This window comes from Streptomyces sp. NPDC091209 (assembly GCF_044757755.1).
In the GTDB taxonomy this organism is placed as follows: Bacteria; Actinomycetota; Actinomycetes; order Streptomycetales; family Streptomycetaceae; genus Streptomyces.
Genome location: NZ_JBIVVR010000005.1, coordinates 394,658 through 410,130, shown reverse-complemented (window position 1 = coordinate 410,130; position 15,473 = coordinate 394,658). Strand labels below are relative to the sequence as shown.

15 protein-coding genes are annotated in these 15,473 nt (G+C 71.8%); 5 read left to right on the top strand and 10 right to left on the bottom strand.

The genetic code is table 11. From position 1 onward, the window contains the following. Positions 1-57: 57 nt before the first annotated feature. Complete coding sequence (locus tag ACIQRL_RS17380; RefSeq protein ID WP_401332080.1) at positions 58-1,329, bottom strand: geranylgeranyl reductase family protein; 1,272 nt, start codon at positions 1,327-1,329, stop codon at positions 58-60. A gap of 176 nt (positions 1,330-1,505) precedes the next feature. On the opposite strand from ACIQRL_RS17380, the gene ACIQRL_RS17375 reads away from it, so the two are divergent. Beyond that, a complete protein-coding gene (locus tag ACIQRL_RS17375) occupies positions 1,506-2,861 on the top strand; it encodes a dipeptidase (RefSeq protein ID WP_401332078.1) in 1,356 nt (451 codons plus the stop codon). A 374-nt stretch (positions 2,862-3,235) separates the two neighbouring features. Here the strand turns inward: ACIQRL_RS17375 and ACIQRL_RS17370 are convergent, their stop codons facing one another. The 3 genes from ACIQRL_RS17370 to ACIQRL_RS17360 form a co-directional block, all read right to left on the bottom strand. Further along, entirely contained in the window at positions 3,236-4,276 is a 1,041-nt protein-coding gene (locus ACIQRL_RS17370; RefSeq protein ID WP_401332411.1) for an NUDIX domain-containing protein, read from the bottom strand. A gap of 131 nt (positions 4,277-4,407) precedes the next feature. After that, on the bottom strand, positions 4,408-4,605 hold the full coding sequence (locus ACIQRL_RS17365) for a hypothetical protein (RefSeq protein ID WP_401332076.1): 198 nt from the start codon (positions 4,603-4,605) through the stop codon (positions 4,408-4,410). Between the two features lie 551 nt (positions 4,606-5,156). After that, entirely contained in the window at positions 5,157-6,110 is a 954-nt protein-coding gene (locus ACIQRL_RS17360) for an ROK family protein (RefSeq protein WP_401332409.1), read from the bottom strand. 239 nt (positions 6,111-6,349) lie between these two features. Here ACIQRL_RS17360 and ACIQRL_RS17355 point away from each other — a divergent pair, with 239 nt between their 5' ends. Continuing rightward, on the top strand, positions 6,350-7,432 hold the full coding sequence (locus ACIQRL_RS17355) for a LacI family DNA-binding transcriptional regulator (RefSeq protein ID WP_401332074.1): 1,083 nt from the start codon (positions 6,350-6,352) through the stop codon (positions 7,430-7,432). A gap of 178 nt (positions 7,433-7,610) precedes the next feature. On the opposite strand, the gene ACIQRL_RS17350 is transcribed toward ACIQRL_RS17355, so the two are convergent. Beyond that, complete coding sequence (locus tag ACIQRL_RS17350; protein ID WP_401332072.1) at positions 7,611-8,915, bottom strand: DUF6986 family protein; 1,305 nt, start codon at positions 8,913-8,915, stop codon at positions 7,611-7,613. Positions 8,916-9,133: 218 nt separating this feature from the next. On the opposite strand from ACIQRL_RS17350, the gene ACIQRL_RS17345 reads away from it, so the two are divergent. After that, complete coding sequence (locus tag ACIQRL_RS17345) at positions 9,134-10,045, top strand: endonuclease/exonuclease/phosphatase family protein (RefSeq protein WP_401332070.1); 912 nt, start codon at positions 9,134-9,136, stop codon at positions 10,043-10,045. Between the two features lie 52 nt (positions 10,046-10,097). Here ACIQRL_RS17345 and ACIQRL_RS17340 read toward each other — a convergent pair whose 3' ends face one another. The 4 genes from ACIQRL_RS17340 to ACIQRL_RS17325 all read right to left on the bottom strand — a co-directional run bounded on the left by ACIQRL_RS17340 (position 10,098) and on the right by ACIQRL_RS17325 (position 13,339). Then, entirely contained in the window at positions 10,098-11,060 is a 963-nt protein-coding gene (locus ACIQRL_RS17340; RefSeq protein ID WP_401332068.1) for an electron transfer flavoprotein subunit alpha/FixB family protein, read from the bottom strand. A gap of 98 nt (positions 11,061-11,158) precedes the next feature. Continuing rightward, positions 11,159-11,944 carry an electron transfer flavoprotein subunit beta/FixA family protein gene (locus ACIQRL_RS17335; RefSeq protein WP_401332066.1) on the bottom strand — a complete coding sequence of 262 codons (786 nt, stop codon included), beginning with the start codon at positions 11,942-11,944 and terminating at the stop codon, positions 11,159-11,161. 229 nt (positions 11,945-12,173) lie between these two features. Then, positions 12,174-12,683: a flavin reductase family protein gene (locus ACIQRL_RS17330; RefSeq protein WP_401332064.1), complete on the bottom strand. Its 510-nt coding sequence runs from the start codon at positions 12,681-12,683 to the stop codon at positions 12,174-12,176. 242 nt (positions 12,684-12,925) lie between these two features. Continuing rightward, the gene (locus tag ACIQRL_RS17325) at positions 12,926-13,339 is read right to left on the bottom strand and encodes a TlpA family protein disulfide reductase (protein ID WP_401332062.1); all 414 of its coding nucleotides are present in this window, start codon (positions 13,337-13,339) and stop codon (positions 12,926-12,928) included. A gap of 75 nt (positions 13,340-13,414) precedes the next feature. Here ACIQRL_RS17325 and ACIQRL_RS17320 point away from each other — a divergent pair, with 75 nt between their 5' ends. Together ACIQRL_RS17320 and ACIQRL_RS17315 are read left to right on the top strand one after the other, a co-directional pair. After that, entirely contained in the window at positions 13,415-13,831 is a 417-nt protein-coding gene (locus ACIQRL_RS17320; RefSeq protein WP_401332060.1) for a DUF4395 domain-containing protein, read from the top strand. Between the two features lie 186 nt (positions 13,832-14,017). Then, entirely contained in the window at positions 14,018-14,746 is a 729-nt protein-coding gene (locus ACIQRL_RS17315) for a lysophospholipid acyltransferase family protein (protein WP_389091378.1), read from the top strand. Between the two features lie 33 nt (positions 14,747-14,779). On the opposite strand, the gene ACIQRL_RS17310 is transcribed toward ACIQRL_RS17315, so the two are convergent. Further along, a complete protein-coding gene (locus ACIQRL_RS17310) occupies positions 14,780-15,472 on the bottom strand; it encodes a B3/4 domain-containing protein (protein ID WP_401332058.1) in 693 nt (230 codons plus the stop codon). Position 15,473 lies beyond the last annotated feature (1 nt).

Here is a 15,473-nt window from a genome sequence, read left to right as displayed (position 1 = left end):
AATTGACGGCCGCCGATCGGAGGCGGCCGTCGGCGGCTCCGGCCGCCGCACCTGCCGCTACCGCTCCCCCTCGGTCGCCCCGGTCGCCTCCGTCCCCTCCGGACGGCGATCGAGTGTGGTCAGGGCGCGTCCGACCATCGGGTGCGACCTGATGATCTCGCCGAGCGTGGTGGAGCCGCGGGTGATCCCGGTGAAGGCCTTCCACACCGGGCGCACGCCGGTGAGCCCCGCGTGGAACATGCCGGGGCGCCGCTCGAAGGCGCCGAGCAGTCGCTTGCCTACGCTCATCTCGACGCCGAGACCCGCCTTGATCGCGAAGGCGTAGTTCAGGGCCTGCCGCCGGGCGTCCACCGCGTCGTGCGCCTCGGCGATCCGCACCGCCCACTCGCCCGCCAGCCGACCGGAGCGGAGCGCGAACGAGATGCCCTCCCGGGTCCAGGGTTCGAGCAGTCCCGCCGCGTCGCCGCAGACGAGCACCCTGCCGCGCGAGAGCGGCGAGTCCTCGGCGCGGCAGCGCGTCAAGTGGCCCGAGGAGATGGCCGGTTCAAAGCCGGCGAGCCCGAGCCGGGCGATGAAGTCCTCCAAGTACCGCTTGGTGGCGGCGCCTTCGCCGCGTGCCGAGATCACGCCGACGGTGAGCGTGTCCCCCTTCGGGAAGACCCACCCGTAACTGCCGGGCATGGGGCCCCAGTCGATCAGGACGCGCCCCCGCCAGTCCTCGGCGACCGTCTCCGGCACCGGGATCTCGGCCTCCAGACCGAGATCGACCTGGTCGAGCTTGACCCCGACGTGCGCTCCTATCCGGCTGGCGCTGCCGTCGGCGCCGACCACCGCCCGCGCCAGAACGGTCTCACCGCCCTGCAGGACCACGGCGACGGTGCGCCGGTCCGGCACCGCGGAGCCGTGCTGCTCGACGCGCGAGACCATGGCACCCGTACGCAGTTCGGCGCCCGCCTTCTGCGCGAACTCGACGAGCTGCTGGTCGAACTCCGGGCGGTTGATCAGCCCGAACAGCATGTGCCGGGACCGCCGGGTGCGGGCGAATCTGCCGTCCATCGAGAAGGTGACCGCGTGCACCCGGTCCCTGAACGGCAGTTCGAAGCCGGGAGGCAGGGAGTCGCGCGAGGGGCCGATGATGCCGCCGCCGCACGTTTTGTAGCGGGGCAGTTCGGCTTTCTCCAGCAGCAGGACACTGCGTCCCGCGACCGCTGCCGCATAAGCGGCCGAGGCACCCGCCGGCCCTCCACCGACGACCACGACGTCCCATACCTGCTGTCCGTCGTCCGCCGTACGCCGCTCGTCGTCCGCCGAAGAGTTCTCGCTGCTCACGTTGGTCTACTGCTCCCAGTCCAGCCGTCTGCCGCACCTGTCCCCCGCATCCTACGGCGGGCGTCACCGCAGACTGCTGTGGGAGGATCGGCGACGGATGCGTCCTGCACACCAGTACGCATCACCCGATCATCTGTACACACACGTACAACGTCGCACCCACGAGGAGCGTGCCCATGTCGTCGAATCCGGTCGCCGAGACCGTCGCCTCGCTCATGCCCCGGGCGAAGGCGGAGCTCACCGAGCTGGTGGCCTTCAAGTCGGTGGCGGACTTCGACCAGTATCCGAGGAGCGAGAGCGAGGGCGCCGCGAACTGGATCGCCGACGCGCTGCGATCCGAGGGCTTCCAGGACGTGGCGCTGCTCGACACCCCGGACGGTACCCAGTCGGTGTACGGCTTCCTGCCGGGACCCGAGGGCGCGAAGACGGTCCTGCTGTACGCGCACTACGACGTGCAGCCGCCGCTGGACGAAACCGCCTGGACGACACCCCCGTTCGAGCTGGTGGAGCGCGACGGCCGCTGGTACGGGCGGGGCAGCGCCGACTGCAAGGGCGGCGTCGTCATGCACCTGCTGGCGCTGCGTGCCCTGAAGGCGAACGGCGGCATCCCGGTGCACGTCAAGGTCATCGTCGAGGGCTCCGAGGAGCAGGGCACCGGCGGTCTGGAGCGGTATGCCGAGCAGCACCCGGAGTTGCTGACCGCCGACACGATCGTCATCGGCGACGCCGGCAACTTCCGGGCGGGCCTGCCGACGGTCACGGCGACCCTGCGCGGCATGACCCTCGTACGGGTACAGGTGGACACCCTCGAAGGGAACCTGCACTCGGGGCAGTTCGGCGGCGCGGCACCCGACGCGCTGGCCGCGCTGATCCGCGTACTGGACTCGCTGCGGGCGAAGGACGGCTCGACGACCGTCGACGGTCTGGCGGGCGACGCCGCGTGGGACGGGCTCCAGTACGAGGACCAGGCGTTCCGTGAGGACGCCAAGGTGCTCGACGGGGTGGAGCTCATCGGCTCCGGCACGGTCGCCGACCGGGTCTGGGCGCGTCCGGCCGTCACGGTGCTCGGGATCGACTGCCCGCCGGTCGTCGGCGCGACGCCGTCGGTGCAGGCCGGTGCCCGTGCGCTGGTCAGCCTGCGGGTGCCGCCGGGCGTCGACGCGGTCGAGGCGACCAAGCTGCTCGAGGCGCACATCGAGGCGCACACTCCGTGGGGCGCGCGGGTGAGCACCGAGCGGATCGGGCAGGGCCAGGCGTTCCGCGCCGACACATCCAGCCCCGCGTACGCGTCGATGGCCGAGGCCATGGCGGTCGCCTATCCGGGCCAGGAGATGCAGTCGGCGGGCATGGGCGGCTCGATCCCGCTGTGCAACACGCTGGCCTCGCTGTACCCCGAGACGGAGATCCTGCTCATCGGCCTGAGCGAGCCGGAGGCGCAGATCCACGCGGTGAACGAGAGCGTCTCGCCGGACGAGCTGGAGCGTCTGTCGGTCGCGGAGGCGCTGTTCCTGCGGAACTTCGCGGCGAGCTGATCGTCCACGGACATGGCTGGGGCCCACGCCTGATGGCGTGGGCCCCAGCCATGTCCGCTCCACCACCGCGACGGAAGGCCTCCCGACAGCGCCGGCCGGGGCGTGAGGGTCTCGCGCGACGGCGACGGCGACGGCGACGGCGACGGCGACGGCCACGGCGACGACCACGCGGGACGGCCACGACCACGGCCACGACCACGCGGGACGGCGACGGCCACGACCACGCGGCACGGCGACGGCCACGGCGACGCAGCACGGCGACGGCGACGCGGCACGGCCACGCGGGACGGGGAGGCGGGACCGGGAGGCGGGGCAACCGGCGGTCCGTACGCGCCCGTCGAGCGGGCCGGAGCGGCGTGGAGAAGGCCCCGGCGTCAGCCCAGCGGCACCCCGGCCTCCAGGTACAGCGCCGCGCCGCGCTCGCGGGCCCGCAGGGCCCAGCGGAGCCGTTCGTAGCGCACGGGCGGCAGCAGGTCGGCAGCCTCCTGCTCGGTGACGAAGCGCCAGCCGCGCAGTTCCGGTCCGGGGAGCAGGAGTCCCCGGACGGCCTGTTCGTCGAGGTGTCCGCCGTCGAACAGGAGCCGCAGCCCTCCGTAGCCGGGGGGTGCGGGCGACTCCCAGTCGACGACCAGGAGCGAGGGCACCTCGTCGAGGGTGATGCCGGTCTCCTCGGTGACCTCGCGCATACCGGCGCGGGCGGGGGCCTCACCGGCCTCGACGACCCCGCCGGGGAACTCCCAGCCGGCCTTGTACGTCGGGTCGACGAGCAGGACCCGGTCGCTCTCGTCGAAGAGGAGCACGCCGGCGGCGACGGTCTCGGCGGTGGGTTCGGGCGTCTGCACGATGGCGCACACGGGTGCGTCCCCGGTGCGTACGGCTTCGGCGACGCGCAGTGCGGTGGCGTACGGGGTGAGCGCGCTGGTGTCCACGGGGTGGGCGTCGGCGGTGAGCCAGGCGAGCGCGGCCCGGTAGGGCTCGATGTGGTCGTAGGACCACTGGCGCACCCGTATCTCGCCGTCGGGCAGGTCCGGGGGCACCTCGCGCCGGGCTATTCGCTCACGCAGGATCGTTTCCGCCGGGGCGAGGAGCACATGGCGTACGGGAATCCGGCGTGCGGCGAGCCCGCCGAAGATCTCGTCGCGGTACTCCTGGCGCAGCAGGGTCATGGGGACGACGAGGACACCTCCGAGCTCCGCGAGCAGGGCGGCGGCGGTGTCGACCACGAGCCGGCGCCAGATCGGCAGGTCCTGGTAGTCGCCGACCTCGGCGAGGTGTTTGGCCGGGAGCAGCTGTGTGAGTGTGCCCCCGATGACCTCGGGGTCGAAGAGCGTGCTGTTCGGGATCAGCTCGATCAGTTCCCGTGCGGTGGTGGTCTTCCCCGCACCGAACGCACCGTTGATCCAGACGATCACGATTCCCCCTCTTCTGTTGGCCCCCTGAGGCTTGCCCGCTCCACCCTGCCACGGAAACCAGCCGCTGATGAGGGGCGCCGACGATGCGGCGCCGGTGCCCCGGGGCGGGGTCACCGGCGCCGGGCGGCGTTTCCTCAGCTCGTCCGGCCGCCGAGAGCGCCCTCGTCGACCGCCAGGTTGTCGCTGCCGATCGTGTGATCGACCGTGCTGAGCGTGTCGTTGACGTTCAGATTGTTCAGGGCCTCCGTGCTCAGGGCATGGGACGGGGTGATCGCCGCGACGACGAACCCGGTGGCGAGGGAGGCGATGGCGAGCATGCTGCGCTTCTTCATGCCCGGTTCAACTACGAAGCCCGGACGGGGTCACGGGTGGACCAGACACCGTCATCCGGTTCATCCCGCCGCCCGAAGCCGACCACACAGGCAACCGCGCCCCCACCCGACGCCACGAACCCACCAACACCGGCCACGGGCCAACCCAGTGCCAGACGCCCTCCCGCAGCGGGTCCCGGACACCCGGCTCCACGGACCCACCGAACCGAGTGCGGGCCCACCCAGCGCCACACGCCCACCAACACCAGCTGCGGGCCCGCCCAGTGCCACGCGCCCGCCCCCAGCGGGTCCCCGACACCCGGCGCCACGGACCCACCGAACCGAGTGCCGGCCCACCCAGCGCCACACGCCCACCAACACCGGCTGCGGGGCCCGCCCAGTGCCGCAAAGCCACCCCAGCCCCGAGTGCAGTGCGGGGGCGACCCATCGGTCGGACGGGGTCCGCAGCCGGGACCACCGCGTCGGCTCCGGGCCGCAGCCCGGAGCCGTCGGTCCGCCGCGGGCCGCGCGCCGGAGGGGTCCGGGGTCGGCAGCGAACCGGCACCACCGGGTCAGACCCGGGCCGCAGGCGAATGCGCCCTCCGGGTGAGTGCCGCGGCGGCCGCGCCGACCAGGCCGGCGTCCGTACCCATCAGCGCGGGTGTCACCTTCAGCCGCTGGACGAAGGACAGTGTGGCGTAGTCGGCCAGTGCCCGGCGCAGCGGCGCGAAGAGGACCTCGCCCGCCTTGCCCACTCCCCCGCCGATCACGGCGATGTCGATCTCGACCAGGGTCGCGGTCGCCGCGATGCCCGCCGCGAGAGCCTGCGCGGCCCGTTCGAAGGAGGCCACGGCGACCGGATCGCCCGCGCGGGCCGCCTCGGCGACCGCCGCGGCCGAGGTGTCGCCGTCGGGGCCGGGCCGCCAGCCCCCCTCCAGCGCGCGGCGGGCGATGTTCGGGCCGCTGGCGATGCGTTCGACGCAGCCCCGGGAGCCGCAGGGGCAGGGATCGCCGTCCAGGTCGACGCTGATGTGTCCGATGTGGCCCGCGTTTCCGGTGGGACCGGCGTGCAGTTGCCCGTTCAGGACCAGCCCGCCGCCCACACCGGTCGACACCACCATGCACAGCGCGTTGTCGTGGCCCCGGGCGGCGCCCTGCCAGTGCTCGGCCGCCGTGATGGCGACGCCGTCGCCGATCAGCTCGACGGGCAGTCCGCCCGCGGCCTTGGCGGCCCGCTCGACCAGCGGGTAGCCGCGCCAGCCGGGCACGTTCACCGGGCTGACCGTGCCGGCGGAGGCGTCCACCGGACCCGCGCTGCCGATACCGAGGGCTCCGGCCCTGCTCCACAGCGGGGAGACCGTCAGCTCGCCGATGACCTCCTCGACGGCGCGCATCACGGTGTCGCCGTCCTCCCGCGCGGGCGTCGCGCGCTGCGCGCGCAGGAGAATCCGGCCGTGGCCGTCCACCAGCGCTCCGGCGATCTTGGTGCCGCCGATGTCGAGCGCGGCCACGAGGTCGGTGTGCATCAGAGTCAGGTCTCCCATGGGGTGTCGTGACGGGCCCACCGCGCCGCGGGTCCGGGGTCCCCGGCCGGGAACGGGGCAGGATCGGGCCCTGTCGTACGCCGGCCGCGGAGGGCGCGGCGGACCACGGGGACCGTGCGCCCTGGGGAAGGCGCAGGCCGGAGATTTCGGTGGACAGTGTCTCCCGCATCTGACAACGTTGTCCAGGCTCTATGCTCGTCGCCACATCCTCATACAACCCCATGGACCTACGCATCCCCGTGGACGACAGGACAGGACAGCACATCGTGGCCGAGACCGCCCGCCGATCCGAGAACCGCTACGGAAACCGTCCGACCATGAAGGACGTGGCGGCGCGTGCGGGAGTCGGTCTGAAGACGGTCTCCCGCGTGGTCAACGCCGAGCCCGGGGTCACCCCGGACACCGAGCGGCGCGTCCAGGAGGCCATCGAAGCACTGGGCTTCCGCCGCAACGACAGCGCCCGGGTGCTGCGCAAGGGCCGCACCGCGAGCATCGGGCTGGTCCTGGAGGACCTCGCGGACCCGTTCTACGGGCCGCTGAGCCGCGCGGTCGAGGAGGTGGCGCGCGCGCACGGCGCCCTGCTGATCAACGGTTCCAGCGCGGAGGACCCGGAGCGCGAGCAGGAACTGGTCCTCGCGCTGTGCGCGCGCCGTGTGGACGGGCTCGTCGTGATCCCGGCCGGCGACGACCACCGCTATCTGGAGCCGGAGATCAAGGCGGGCGTCGCCACGGTGTTCGTGGACCGCCCGGCCGGGAGGATCGACGCCGATGTCGTCCTGTCGGACAGCTTCGGCGGTGCCCGGGACGGTGTCGCCCATCTCATCGCCCACGGCCACCGCCGGATCGGCTTCATCGGCGACATGCCGCGCATCCACACCGCCGCCGAGCGGCTGCGCGGTTACCGGGCCGCGATGGAGGACGCCGGGATACCGGTCGAGGACGACTGGATGTCGCTGGGCGTCACCGATCCGCAGCGGGTGCGCAAGGCGGCCGAGGACATGCTCTCCGGCCCGTCGCCCGTCACCGCGGTCTTCGCGGGCAACAACCGGGTCACGGTGACCGTCGTCCGTGTCATCTCCGAGTGCGGCCGTCCCGTCGCCCTCGTCGGCTTCGACGACATCGAGCTCGCCGACCTCCTGAAGCCCGGGGTCACCGTCGTGGCCCAGGACGCCGCCGCCCTCGGCCGCACCGCCGCCGAACGCCTCTTCCGCCAGCTCGACGGCAACCTCATCGCTCCGGAACGCGTCGAACTCCCGACCCGCCTGATCACCCGCGGCTCGGGCGAACTGCCGCCGGCACGCTGAGCCAGGAGGGCAACCGGCCCGCCCGCTCGGGACGTCGGGCCTCGCCGAGGCCGGGCTTTCCGGTCCGCGGCGCTGCCCCGACGCGTGCCCGCGGGGCGGCGCCGGGCTCGCTCCGTCCGGACTTCTCGGCAGCCACCGGCCGCCGTCTCGCCCGTTCGCCCGAGGCCGGCGGCGTTCGCTACTGCCCCGAAACCGTCAGATCCCCCCGCCGCGGCGCCGCGAAGGCCTCCAGTTCCGGTCGGGTCAGGCCCGTCGCGCGGGCGACCTCCGGGATGTCCAGGGCGCCGCAGTCCAGGCCGCGCAGCAGGTAGCCGCTGAGGGCCTTGGCGGTGGCGGGTTCGTCCATGACGTCGCCGGACGCGTGTCCGGCGTAGCGGGAGAGGCGGGCGGCGGCCTGTTCGAAGCCCTCGCGGTAGAAGGCGAAGACGGCCGCGTAGCGCGTCGGGATGTGGCCGGGGTGCATGTCCCAGCCCTGGTAGTAGGCGCGGGCCAGGGCACGGCGGGTGAGGCCGTAGTGCAGGCGCCAGGCGTCGTGGACCTTCTCGGTCGGGCCGACGGGCAGGACGTTGGTGGAGCCGTCCGAGAGGCGCACGCCGGTGCCCGCGGCCGCGACCTGCATGATCGCCTTGGCGTGGTCGGCGGCCGGGTGGTCGCTCGACTGATAGGCCGCGGAGACGCCGAGGCAGGCGCTGTAGTCGAAGGTGCCGTAGTGCAGTCCGGTGGCGCGGCCCTCGGCGGCCTGGATCATGCGGGCGACGGTGGCCGTGCCGTCCGTGGCGAGGATGGACTGGCTGGTCTCGATCTGGATCTCGAAGCCGATCCGGCCGGGCTCCAGGCCGCGCGCCTTCTCGAACTCCTCAAGGAGCCGGACCATGGCGGTGACCTGTTCCGGGTACGTCACCTTGGGCAGCGTGAGGACGAGCCCGTCGGGCAGGCCGCCCGCCTCCATCAGGCCTGTCAGGAAGATGTCGAGGGTGCGGATGCCCCGGTCGCGGACCGGTGCCTCCATGCACTTCATACGGATCCCCATGTACGGGGCCGCCGTTCCGTTCTCGTACGCCTCGGCGATCAGCCGGGCCGCGCGGACCGCCGTCGCGTCCTCCTCGGCGTCCGGGCGCGGGCCGTAGCCGTCCTCGAAGTCGACGCGCAGGTCCTCGACGGGTTCGCGCTCGAGCTTGGCCCGTACGCGGTCGTACACGGGGCCGGCGAGTTCCTCGGTGAGGCCGAGGACCGCGGCGAAGGAGGCGGCGTCCGGGGCGTGTTCGTCGAGGGCGGCGAGGGCGCGGTCGCCCCAGGCGCGGACGGTGTCGGCGGCGAACACGTCTCCGGGGACGTACACGGTGTGGACGGGCTGCCGGGTGCCGGGGTCGCCCGGATAGCGTCGCTCCAGCTCGGCGTCGACGGGGGCGAGCGAGGCGCTGACCGCTTCGGTGACGGCGCCCGCGAGGCTCGTCGCCACCTTCTCCTGCTGACCCTGACCCATCCCACAACCTCCCATTTTCCGCAGTACGGAATCAATAATCCGTAGAGCGAAGTTATCCGGCGAGCTTCCCGCGGGTCAACACCCTCTTGGATCGCGGGACACTCCGCGGCCCCGCCGCGTTCACTCCCGTCCCGGTCGGTTCGGGCAGTCTTTTCCGGTTCCTTCTTCCCCTCCGGTGATGCGCGCCCCCATCCTGACTCGCGACCGAAGGAGCACGCGTGTCCGACTCCAGCAGAGTGACCCGACGCACGGGGCTCAGAACCGCGGTGGCCGCCGCGGTCTCCATGCCCCTGCTCACCACGGCCCAGGCCGCCGCCACCCGGCGCGCCCGCCACCGCCCCCGCGCCCGTCCACACCTCGACGTCATGACCTACAACCTGCGCTACGCGAGCACTGCCGAACCCAACAGCTGGGCGGTGCGCCGTCCGGTGATGCGCGAACTGCTGCTCGGCGAGTCGCCCCACGTCATCGGCACTCAGGAGGGCCTCTACCGGCAACTGCTCGACATCGAGTCCGACCTCGCGCCGCACTACGAGTGGATCGGCACCGGCCGGGAGGGCGGCAGCCGCGACGAGTCCGTGGCGATCTTCTACGACACCCGGCGGCTGTCCCCGGTCGAGCACGACACGTTCTGGCTCTCCGACACCCCGAAGGTGATCGGCTCGAACACCTGGGGCGCGGCCCTCCCCCGGATCGCCACCTGGGTGCGCTTTCGCGATCTGGCGGACGGCGGGCGGGAGTTCCGGGTCCTCAACACCCACCTGGACCACAGGAGCCAGTACGCGCGGACGCGGGCCGCCTCGCTCATCGCCGAGAGGGCCGCGGCGTTCGACCCGTCCCTCCCCCTGCTGGTGACCGGCGACTTCAACGCGCCGGCGCATCTGAACGAGGCCTACGACATCCTGCTGGGCGCCGGGCTCCGCGACACCTGGGACACGGCGGCCTCGCGGACCAAGCTGTACGCGACCTTCCACGGATACGCGCCGTTGACACCGGACGGCGAACGCATCGACTGGATCCTCGCCAGTCCCGGGGTCAGCGTGCACCGGGCGTCGATCGACACCTTCTCGCTGTACGGCCAGTTCCCGAGCGACCACCTGCCCGTGGGGGCATCGCTGACCCTGGGATGAACGAAGGCCCCCGTGACCGGTGTCCGGTCACGGGGGCCTCAGCACTGCGGGATCAGCCCTTGCGGGACTTGATCTCCTCGGTGAGCTGCGGGACTACGTCGAAGAGGTCGCCGACCACTCCGTAGTCGACCAGGTCGAAGATCGGCGCCTCGGCGTCCTTGTTGATCGCGACGATCGTCTTCGAGGTCTGCATGCCGGCGCGGTGCTGGATGGCACCGGAGATGCCGGAGGCGATGTAGAGCTGCGGCGAGACGGACTTGCCGGTCTGGCCCACCTGGTTGGTGTGCGGGTACCAGCCGGCGTCGACCGCGGCACGCGAGGCGCCTACGGCGGCACCGAGCGAGTCGGCGAGGTTCTCGATGACCGAGAAGTTCTCGGCGCCGTTGACGCCACGGCCGCCGGAGACGACGATCGCGGCCTCGGTCAGCTCGGGGCGGCCGGTCGACTCGCGCGGGGTGCGGGCGGTGACCTTGGTGCCGGTGGCCTTGTCGGAGAAGGTGACCGCGAGGGCCTCGACGGCGCCGGCGGCCGGGGCGGCCTCCACGGCGGCCGAGTTCGGCTTGACCGTGATGACCGGGGTGCCCTTGGCGACACGGGACTTGGTGGTGAAGGAGGCGGCGAACGCGGACTGCGTGGCCACCGGACCCTCGTCACCGGCCTCCAGGTCGGTGGCGTCGGTGATGATGCCCGCGCCGATACGGACCGCGAGGCGGGCCGCGATCTCCTTGCCCTCGGCGGAGGACGGGACGAGAACGGCGACCGGGGAGACGGCGTCGTACGCGGCCTGGAGCGCTTCCACCTTCGGCACGACGAGGTAGTCGGCGTACTCGGCGGCGTCGTGCGTGAGGACCTTCACCGCACCGTGCTCGGCGAGCGCGGCGGCGGTGTTCTCGGCACCGGAGCCGAGGGCGACGGCGACGGGCTCGCCGATACGGCGGGCCAGCGTCAGCAGTTCGAGGGTGGGCTTGCGGACGGCACCGTCCACGTGGTCGACATAGACGAGAACTTCAGCCATGGGGATGATCTCCTGCGGATTACGAAGTCTGAGGGCGGTGAGCTGGGTGGGCCGTGGCCGCTGCAACGGTCCGGGAGCGAGACCCGGACCCTCGGCGACTAGATGAACTTCTGGCCCGCGAGGAACTCGGCGAGCTGCTTGCCGCCCTCGCCCTCGTCCTTGACGATCGTTCCGGCGGTGCGCGCCGGACGCTCGGTGGCGGAGTCGACCTTGGTCCAGGCACCCTCGAGACCGACCTCGTCCGTCTCGATCTCCAGGTCTTCCAGGTCCCAGGCCTGAACCGGCTTCTTCTTGGCGGCCATGATGCCCTTGAAGGACGGGTAACGCGCCTCGCCCGACTGGTCGGTCACCGACACGACCGCGGGGAGGGAGGCCTCGAGCTGCTCGGAGGCGGTGTCGCCGTCGCGACGGCCCTTGACCACGCCGTCCTCGACCGAGACCTCGGAGAGCAGGGTGACCTGCGGGACACCGAGGCGCTCGGCCAGCAGCGCCGGGACGATGCCGGCGGTGCCGTCGGTGGACGCCATGCCGGAGATGACCAGGTCGAAGCCGGCCTTCTCGATCGCCTTGGCCAGCACCAGCGAGGTGCCGATGGCGTCGGTGCCGTGCAGGTCGTCGTCCTCGACGTGGATGGCCTTGTCGGCGCCCATGGACAGCGCCTTGCGCAGCGCGTCCTTGGCGTCCTCGGGGCCGACGGTCAGCACGGTGATCTCGGCGTCGTCCGCGTCGGCGGCGATCTGCAGCGCCTGCTCGACGGCGTACTCGTCGAGCTCGGACAGCAGGCCGTCCACGTCGTCACGGTCGACGGTCAGGTCATCGGCGAAATGCCGGTCGCCAGTGGCGTCGGGCACGTACTTCACAGTGACAACGATCCTCAAGCTCACGCCGGCTCTCCTACTGCATCGTCATGTCTGGGCTGCCTTCTTTCAGGCAGCATAGGCGCCTGAAGCGGCCGATCCCGGTCGGGGCGGCCCGCGCTCCGACCGAAATATTACTCACCAGTACACCCATCGGGCGCCCACTGAGCAAGCGCTTTGGACTGTGACCTTCGCAACTGTGTGTAACCGGTGGGTAGAACCGGCGAGTAGCCCGGTGGACACCCGGTCCACGGGTTCAGTCGCGCAGTCCGTTGAACCGGCCCTGGTGGTACAGGAGGGGGCCGCCGGCGCCCGAGTGATCGCCCAGCACGACCTCCGCCAGGACGATGCGATGGTCCCCCGCCGGTACCCGCGCCACGACGCGGCACACCAGCCAGGCCAGGACGTCGTCGAGTACGGGAACTTCCTCGGGCCCCTTACGCCAACGGGTGGGCGCGCCGAACCGGTCGGCGCCGCTGCGGGCGAAGGTTGCGGCCAGCTCCCGCTGGTGTTCGCCGAGCACATGGACGCCGACATGGCCGGCCTCGGATATCGCCGGCCAGCTGGAGGCGCCGGTGCCGATGCCGAACGAGACGACCGGGGGGTCCGCCGAGACCGAGGTGAGTGAGGTGGCGGTGAAACCGACGGGACCGCGGGCGCCCGAGGCGGTGATCACCGCGACACCCGCCGCGTGCCGCCGGAACACCGAGCGCAGCAGATCCGGGGAGGCGGGTCGTGGAGTGCCGAGGCCGGGCGTGGCCGTCATGGAGCTGTCCTTCTGCGAGAGCCGACGTGAGGTTCCCGCCGCTCGGGCGGAACCGAGGGCGGGGAGCGGTCCTTGGCTGCTCAAGAGCCCGGACCGCGCGCACCCGCGGTGCGGGCCGGGTCCATGTCGACGAGCTCGGGGAGAAGGATTTCCGGTGACATACGGTCAGGCTGACGAGAGGCGACGGGCGCAGTCAAGGGTGTACCGGCATATGGGAGATGCCTCACCATGATCGCCACGGGTCAGACGGCCTCTCCGAGCGCCGCGATGACGTCCGCCTTGCGCGGCTGCCCCGTCGCCCTCCGCACGATCCGCCCGTCGGCGTCGAGCACGAGCACCGTGGGCGTCTTGAGGACGCCGAGATCGCGTACGAGGTCCAGGTGGTCCTCGGCGTCGATCTCCACATGCGTCACCCCGGGGACGAGGCCGGCCACCTCGCCGAGCACCCGCCGGGTCGCCCGGCAGGGGGCGCAGAAGGCGCTGGAGAACTGCACGAGCGTGGCCCGTTCACCGAGCGCCTCCCCCAACTCCGCCGCGCCGAGCAGCTTCCCGCCGTCACGCCCGCGCACACGCACTCTCCCGCTCCGCCGCCGGTGCAGCACTCCGTAGACGCTCGCCGCCGCGAGCACCACCACGCACACCACAAGTCCGTTCATCCTCCGTACAAGCATTCATGAGACCGCAAAGATTCCCGGGGTCACTCGGCACCCTTCATACGGAATGCTTGATTCATGGACATCGATACGAGAGGGCCGCGGTTCGGTGCGGCCGTGACGACCGTCGTGCTGGCGGTGACGCTGATCACCGGGAGCGTCTGGCTGCTGGCGTGGCAGACACTGGCGTTCGCCCTGGGCGCGGCGGGCGGCGTGACGCGCTCGCCGTACGGCTGGGTCTTCAGGAAGGCGGTACGGCCGCGGCTCGGGCCGCCGACGGAGTTCGAGGCGCCGGAGCCCCCGCGGTTCGCGCAGACGGTCGGGCTCGCCTTCGCGGTGGTGGGTCTGATCGGCTGGACCGCGGGTCCCCAGTGGCTGGGGTCGGCGGCAACCGGGTGCGCTCTGGCCGCGGCGTTTCTCAATGCCGCGTTCGGGTACTGCCTCGGGTGTGAGATGTACCTGATTGTGCGTCGGGTGTCGGTACGCGCTAAGTAAAGGCGGGTTAAAACTCCGAGGTGGATCAAGTGGACGACGTGACGAGGATCTCGCCGTTCCGAGGCACCGGGGCTGGCCTCCCGTCCGTTCTTCGGGCACGATCTGCGCAATGCCGTAAACCTACGGCTGCGTAACTTTCCCGCCGGGAGACCCCTTCCCAGGCAGAGAGAAGGGTCCACCCCGTCCATGGCAGAGCTTGTCTACCGTCCCGTCGTCGGCCTCGCCCAAACGCTCTTCAAGGCGTGGGACCTCAAGATCGACTGCAAGGGATCGGAGAACATTCCGCGCTCGGGCGGCGCCGTGCTGGTCAGCAACCACATCAGCTATCTGGACTTCATCTTCGACGGCCTGGCCACTCTGCCGCAGAAGCGCCTGGTGCGTTTCATGGCGAAGGAGTCGGTCTTCCGGCACAAGATCTCCGGTCCGCTGATGCGGGGCATGAAGCACATCCCCGTGGACCGTCAGCAGGGCGAGACGGCCTACCAGCACGCGCTGGACTCGCTGCGTTCCGGTGAGATCGTCGGCGTGTTCCCCGAAGCGACCATCTCGCAGTCCTTCACGCTGAAGAGCTTCAAGTCGGGTGCCGCGCGCATGGCCCAGGAGGCCGGCGTCCCGCTCATCCCCATGGCTCTGTGGGGCACGCAGCGGCTGTGGACCAAGGGCCACCCGCGCAACTTCAAGCGCAGCCACACCCCGATCACCATCCGGGTCGGCGAGCCGATGGAGGCCCCGCAGGACCAGTACGCGGGCGCCATCACCCGGCGGCTGCGCGAGCGGGTCCAGGAGCTGCTCGAAGCGGCACAACGCGCCTATCCCGTACGCCCCAAGGGGCCGGACGACACCTGGTGGATGCCCGCCCACCTGGGCGGCACCGCGCCGACCCCCGAAGAGGTGCGCGCGGCCGAGAAGCGCTGAACCGTCCCGTACGGCGCGCCCCGCGTCGAGTCGTCATTCCGGGGCGTGGACGGTGATCCGCGCCCCGGGGCTGAACTTCTGGAGCAGCTCGGCGAGTTCGGCGCCCGCGGCCTCGACGTCGGCGACCGGCATCGGGGCCAGGCTCTCCAACAGGAAGAGGGCCGAGGCGGATTGCTCCGTGAGCCGGGTGCGCGGTCCCTGGCGCCAGTTCCAGCGGCGGCAGGTGACACCGGTGTCGTCGCGCCACACCACCTCGCCCGCGTCAGGGTGTTCGACGGTCTCCGCACCGCCTGCGACGGTCACGAAGTCCTCGTCCCCCGTGGCGCGCACGAGGCGCATCGCACCCCGGATGTGGTCGGTGTCCTCGCCTCCGACGGGGATCAGGTGGGCCACGCTGATCGCGTTGTAGACGTCCACGAGGACGTTGATCCGTGGCAGGCCCCCGTCCGACAGCGCGCGTTTGGCCAGCGCCTCCGCGGAGTTGCGGGTGCGTGAGGGCTTGGAGCCGAACGCCGTGTAGATCTCCCGCCAGGCCGCCATGTGCGGGTCCTCGTGCGGGGCCCGCCCCGCGAGCCGTTCGGCGAGCCGCCGCGCCGCGTCGTCCAGGAGCGCCGAAGTCCCTTCCGTACTGGGTCCGTTGACCAGTCCGTCCGCCTCGATGGCGACATGGGTGAATCCGGGCGCGAGGGCGCGCACCTCGTCGGACACGGTGAGCGTGAGAGTCATC

Excerpts from the sequence above, each read along its gene's own strand:
- ACIQRL_RS17375 (WP_401332078.1), top strand. The coding sequence starts at position 1,506 with ATGTCGTCGAATCCGGTCGCCGAGACCGTCGCCTCGCTCATGCCCCGG.
- ACIQRL_RS17365 (WP_401332076.1), bottom strand. The coding sequence starts at position 4,605 with ATGAAGAAGCGCAGCATGCTCGCCATCGCCTCCCTCGCCACCGGGTTC.
- ACIQRL_RS17360 (WP_401332409.1), bottom strand. The coding sequence starts at position 6,110 with ATGCACACCGACCTCGTGGCCGCGCTCGACATCGGCGGCACCAAGATC.
- ACIQRL_RS17355 (WP_401332074.1), top strand. The coding sequence starts at position 6,350 with ATGGACCTACGCATCCCCGTGGACGACAGGACAGGACAGCACATCGTG.
- ACIQRL_RS17350 (WP_401332072.1), bottom strand. The coding sequence starts at position 8,915 with ATGGGTCAGGGTCAGCAGGAGAAGGTGGCGACGAGCCTCGCGGGCGCC.
- ACIQRL_RS17340 (WP_401332068.1), bottom strand. The coding sequence starts at position 11,060 with ATGGCTGAAGTTCTCGTCTATGTCGACCACGTGGACGGTGCCGTCCGC.
- ACIQRL_RS17330 (WP_401332064.1), bottom strand. The coding sequence starts at position 12,683 with ATGACGGCCACGCCCGGCCTCGGCACTCCACGACCCGCCTCCCCGGAT.
- ACIQRL_RS17325 (WP_401332062.1), bottom strand. The coding sequence starts at position 13,339 with ATGAACGGACTTGTGGTGTGCGTGGTGGTGCTCGCGGCGGCGAGCGTC.
- ACIQRL_RS17320 (WP_401332060.1), top strand. The coding sequence starts at position 13,415 with ATGGACATCGATACGAGAGGGCCGCGGTTCGGTGCGGCCGTGACGACC.
- ACIQRL_RS17315 (WP_389091378.1), top strand. The coding sequence starts at position 14,018 with ATGGCAGAGCTTGTCTACCGTCCCGTCGTCGGCCTCGCCCAAACGCTC.
- ACIQRL_RS17310 (WP_401332058.1), bottom strand. The coding sequence starts at position 15,472 with ATGACTCTCACGCTCACCGTGTCCGACGAGGTGCGCGCCCTCGCGCCC.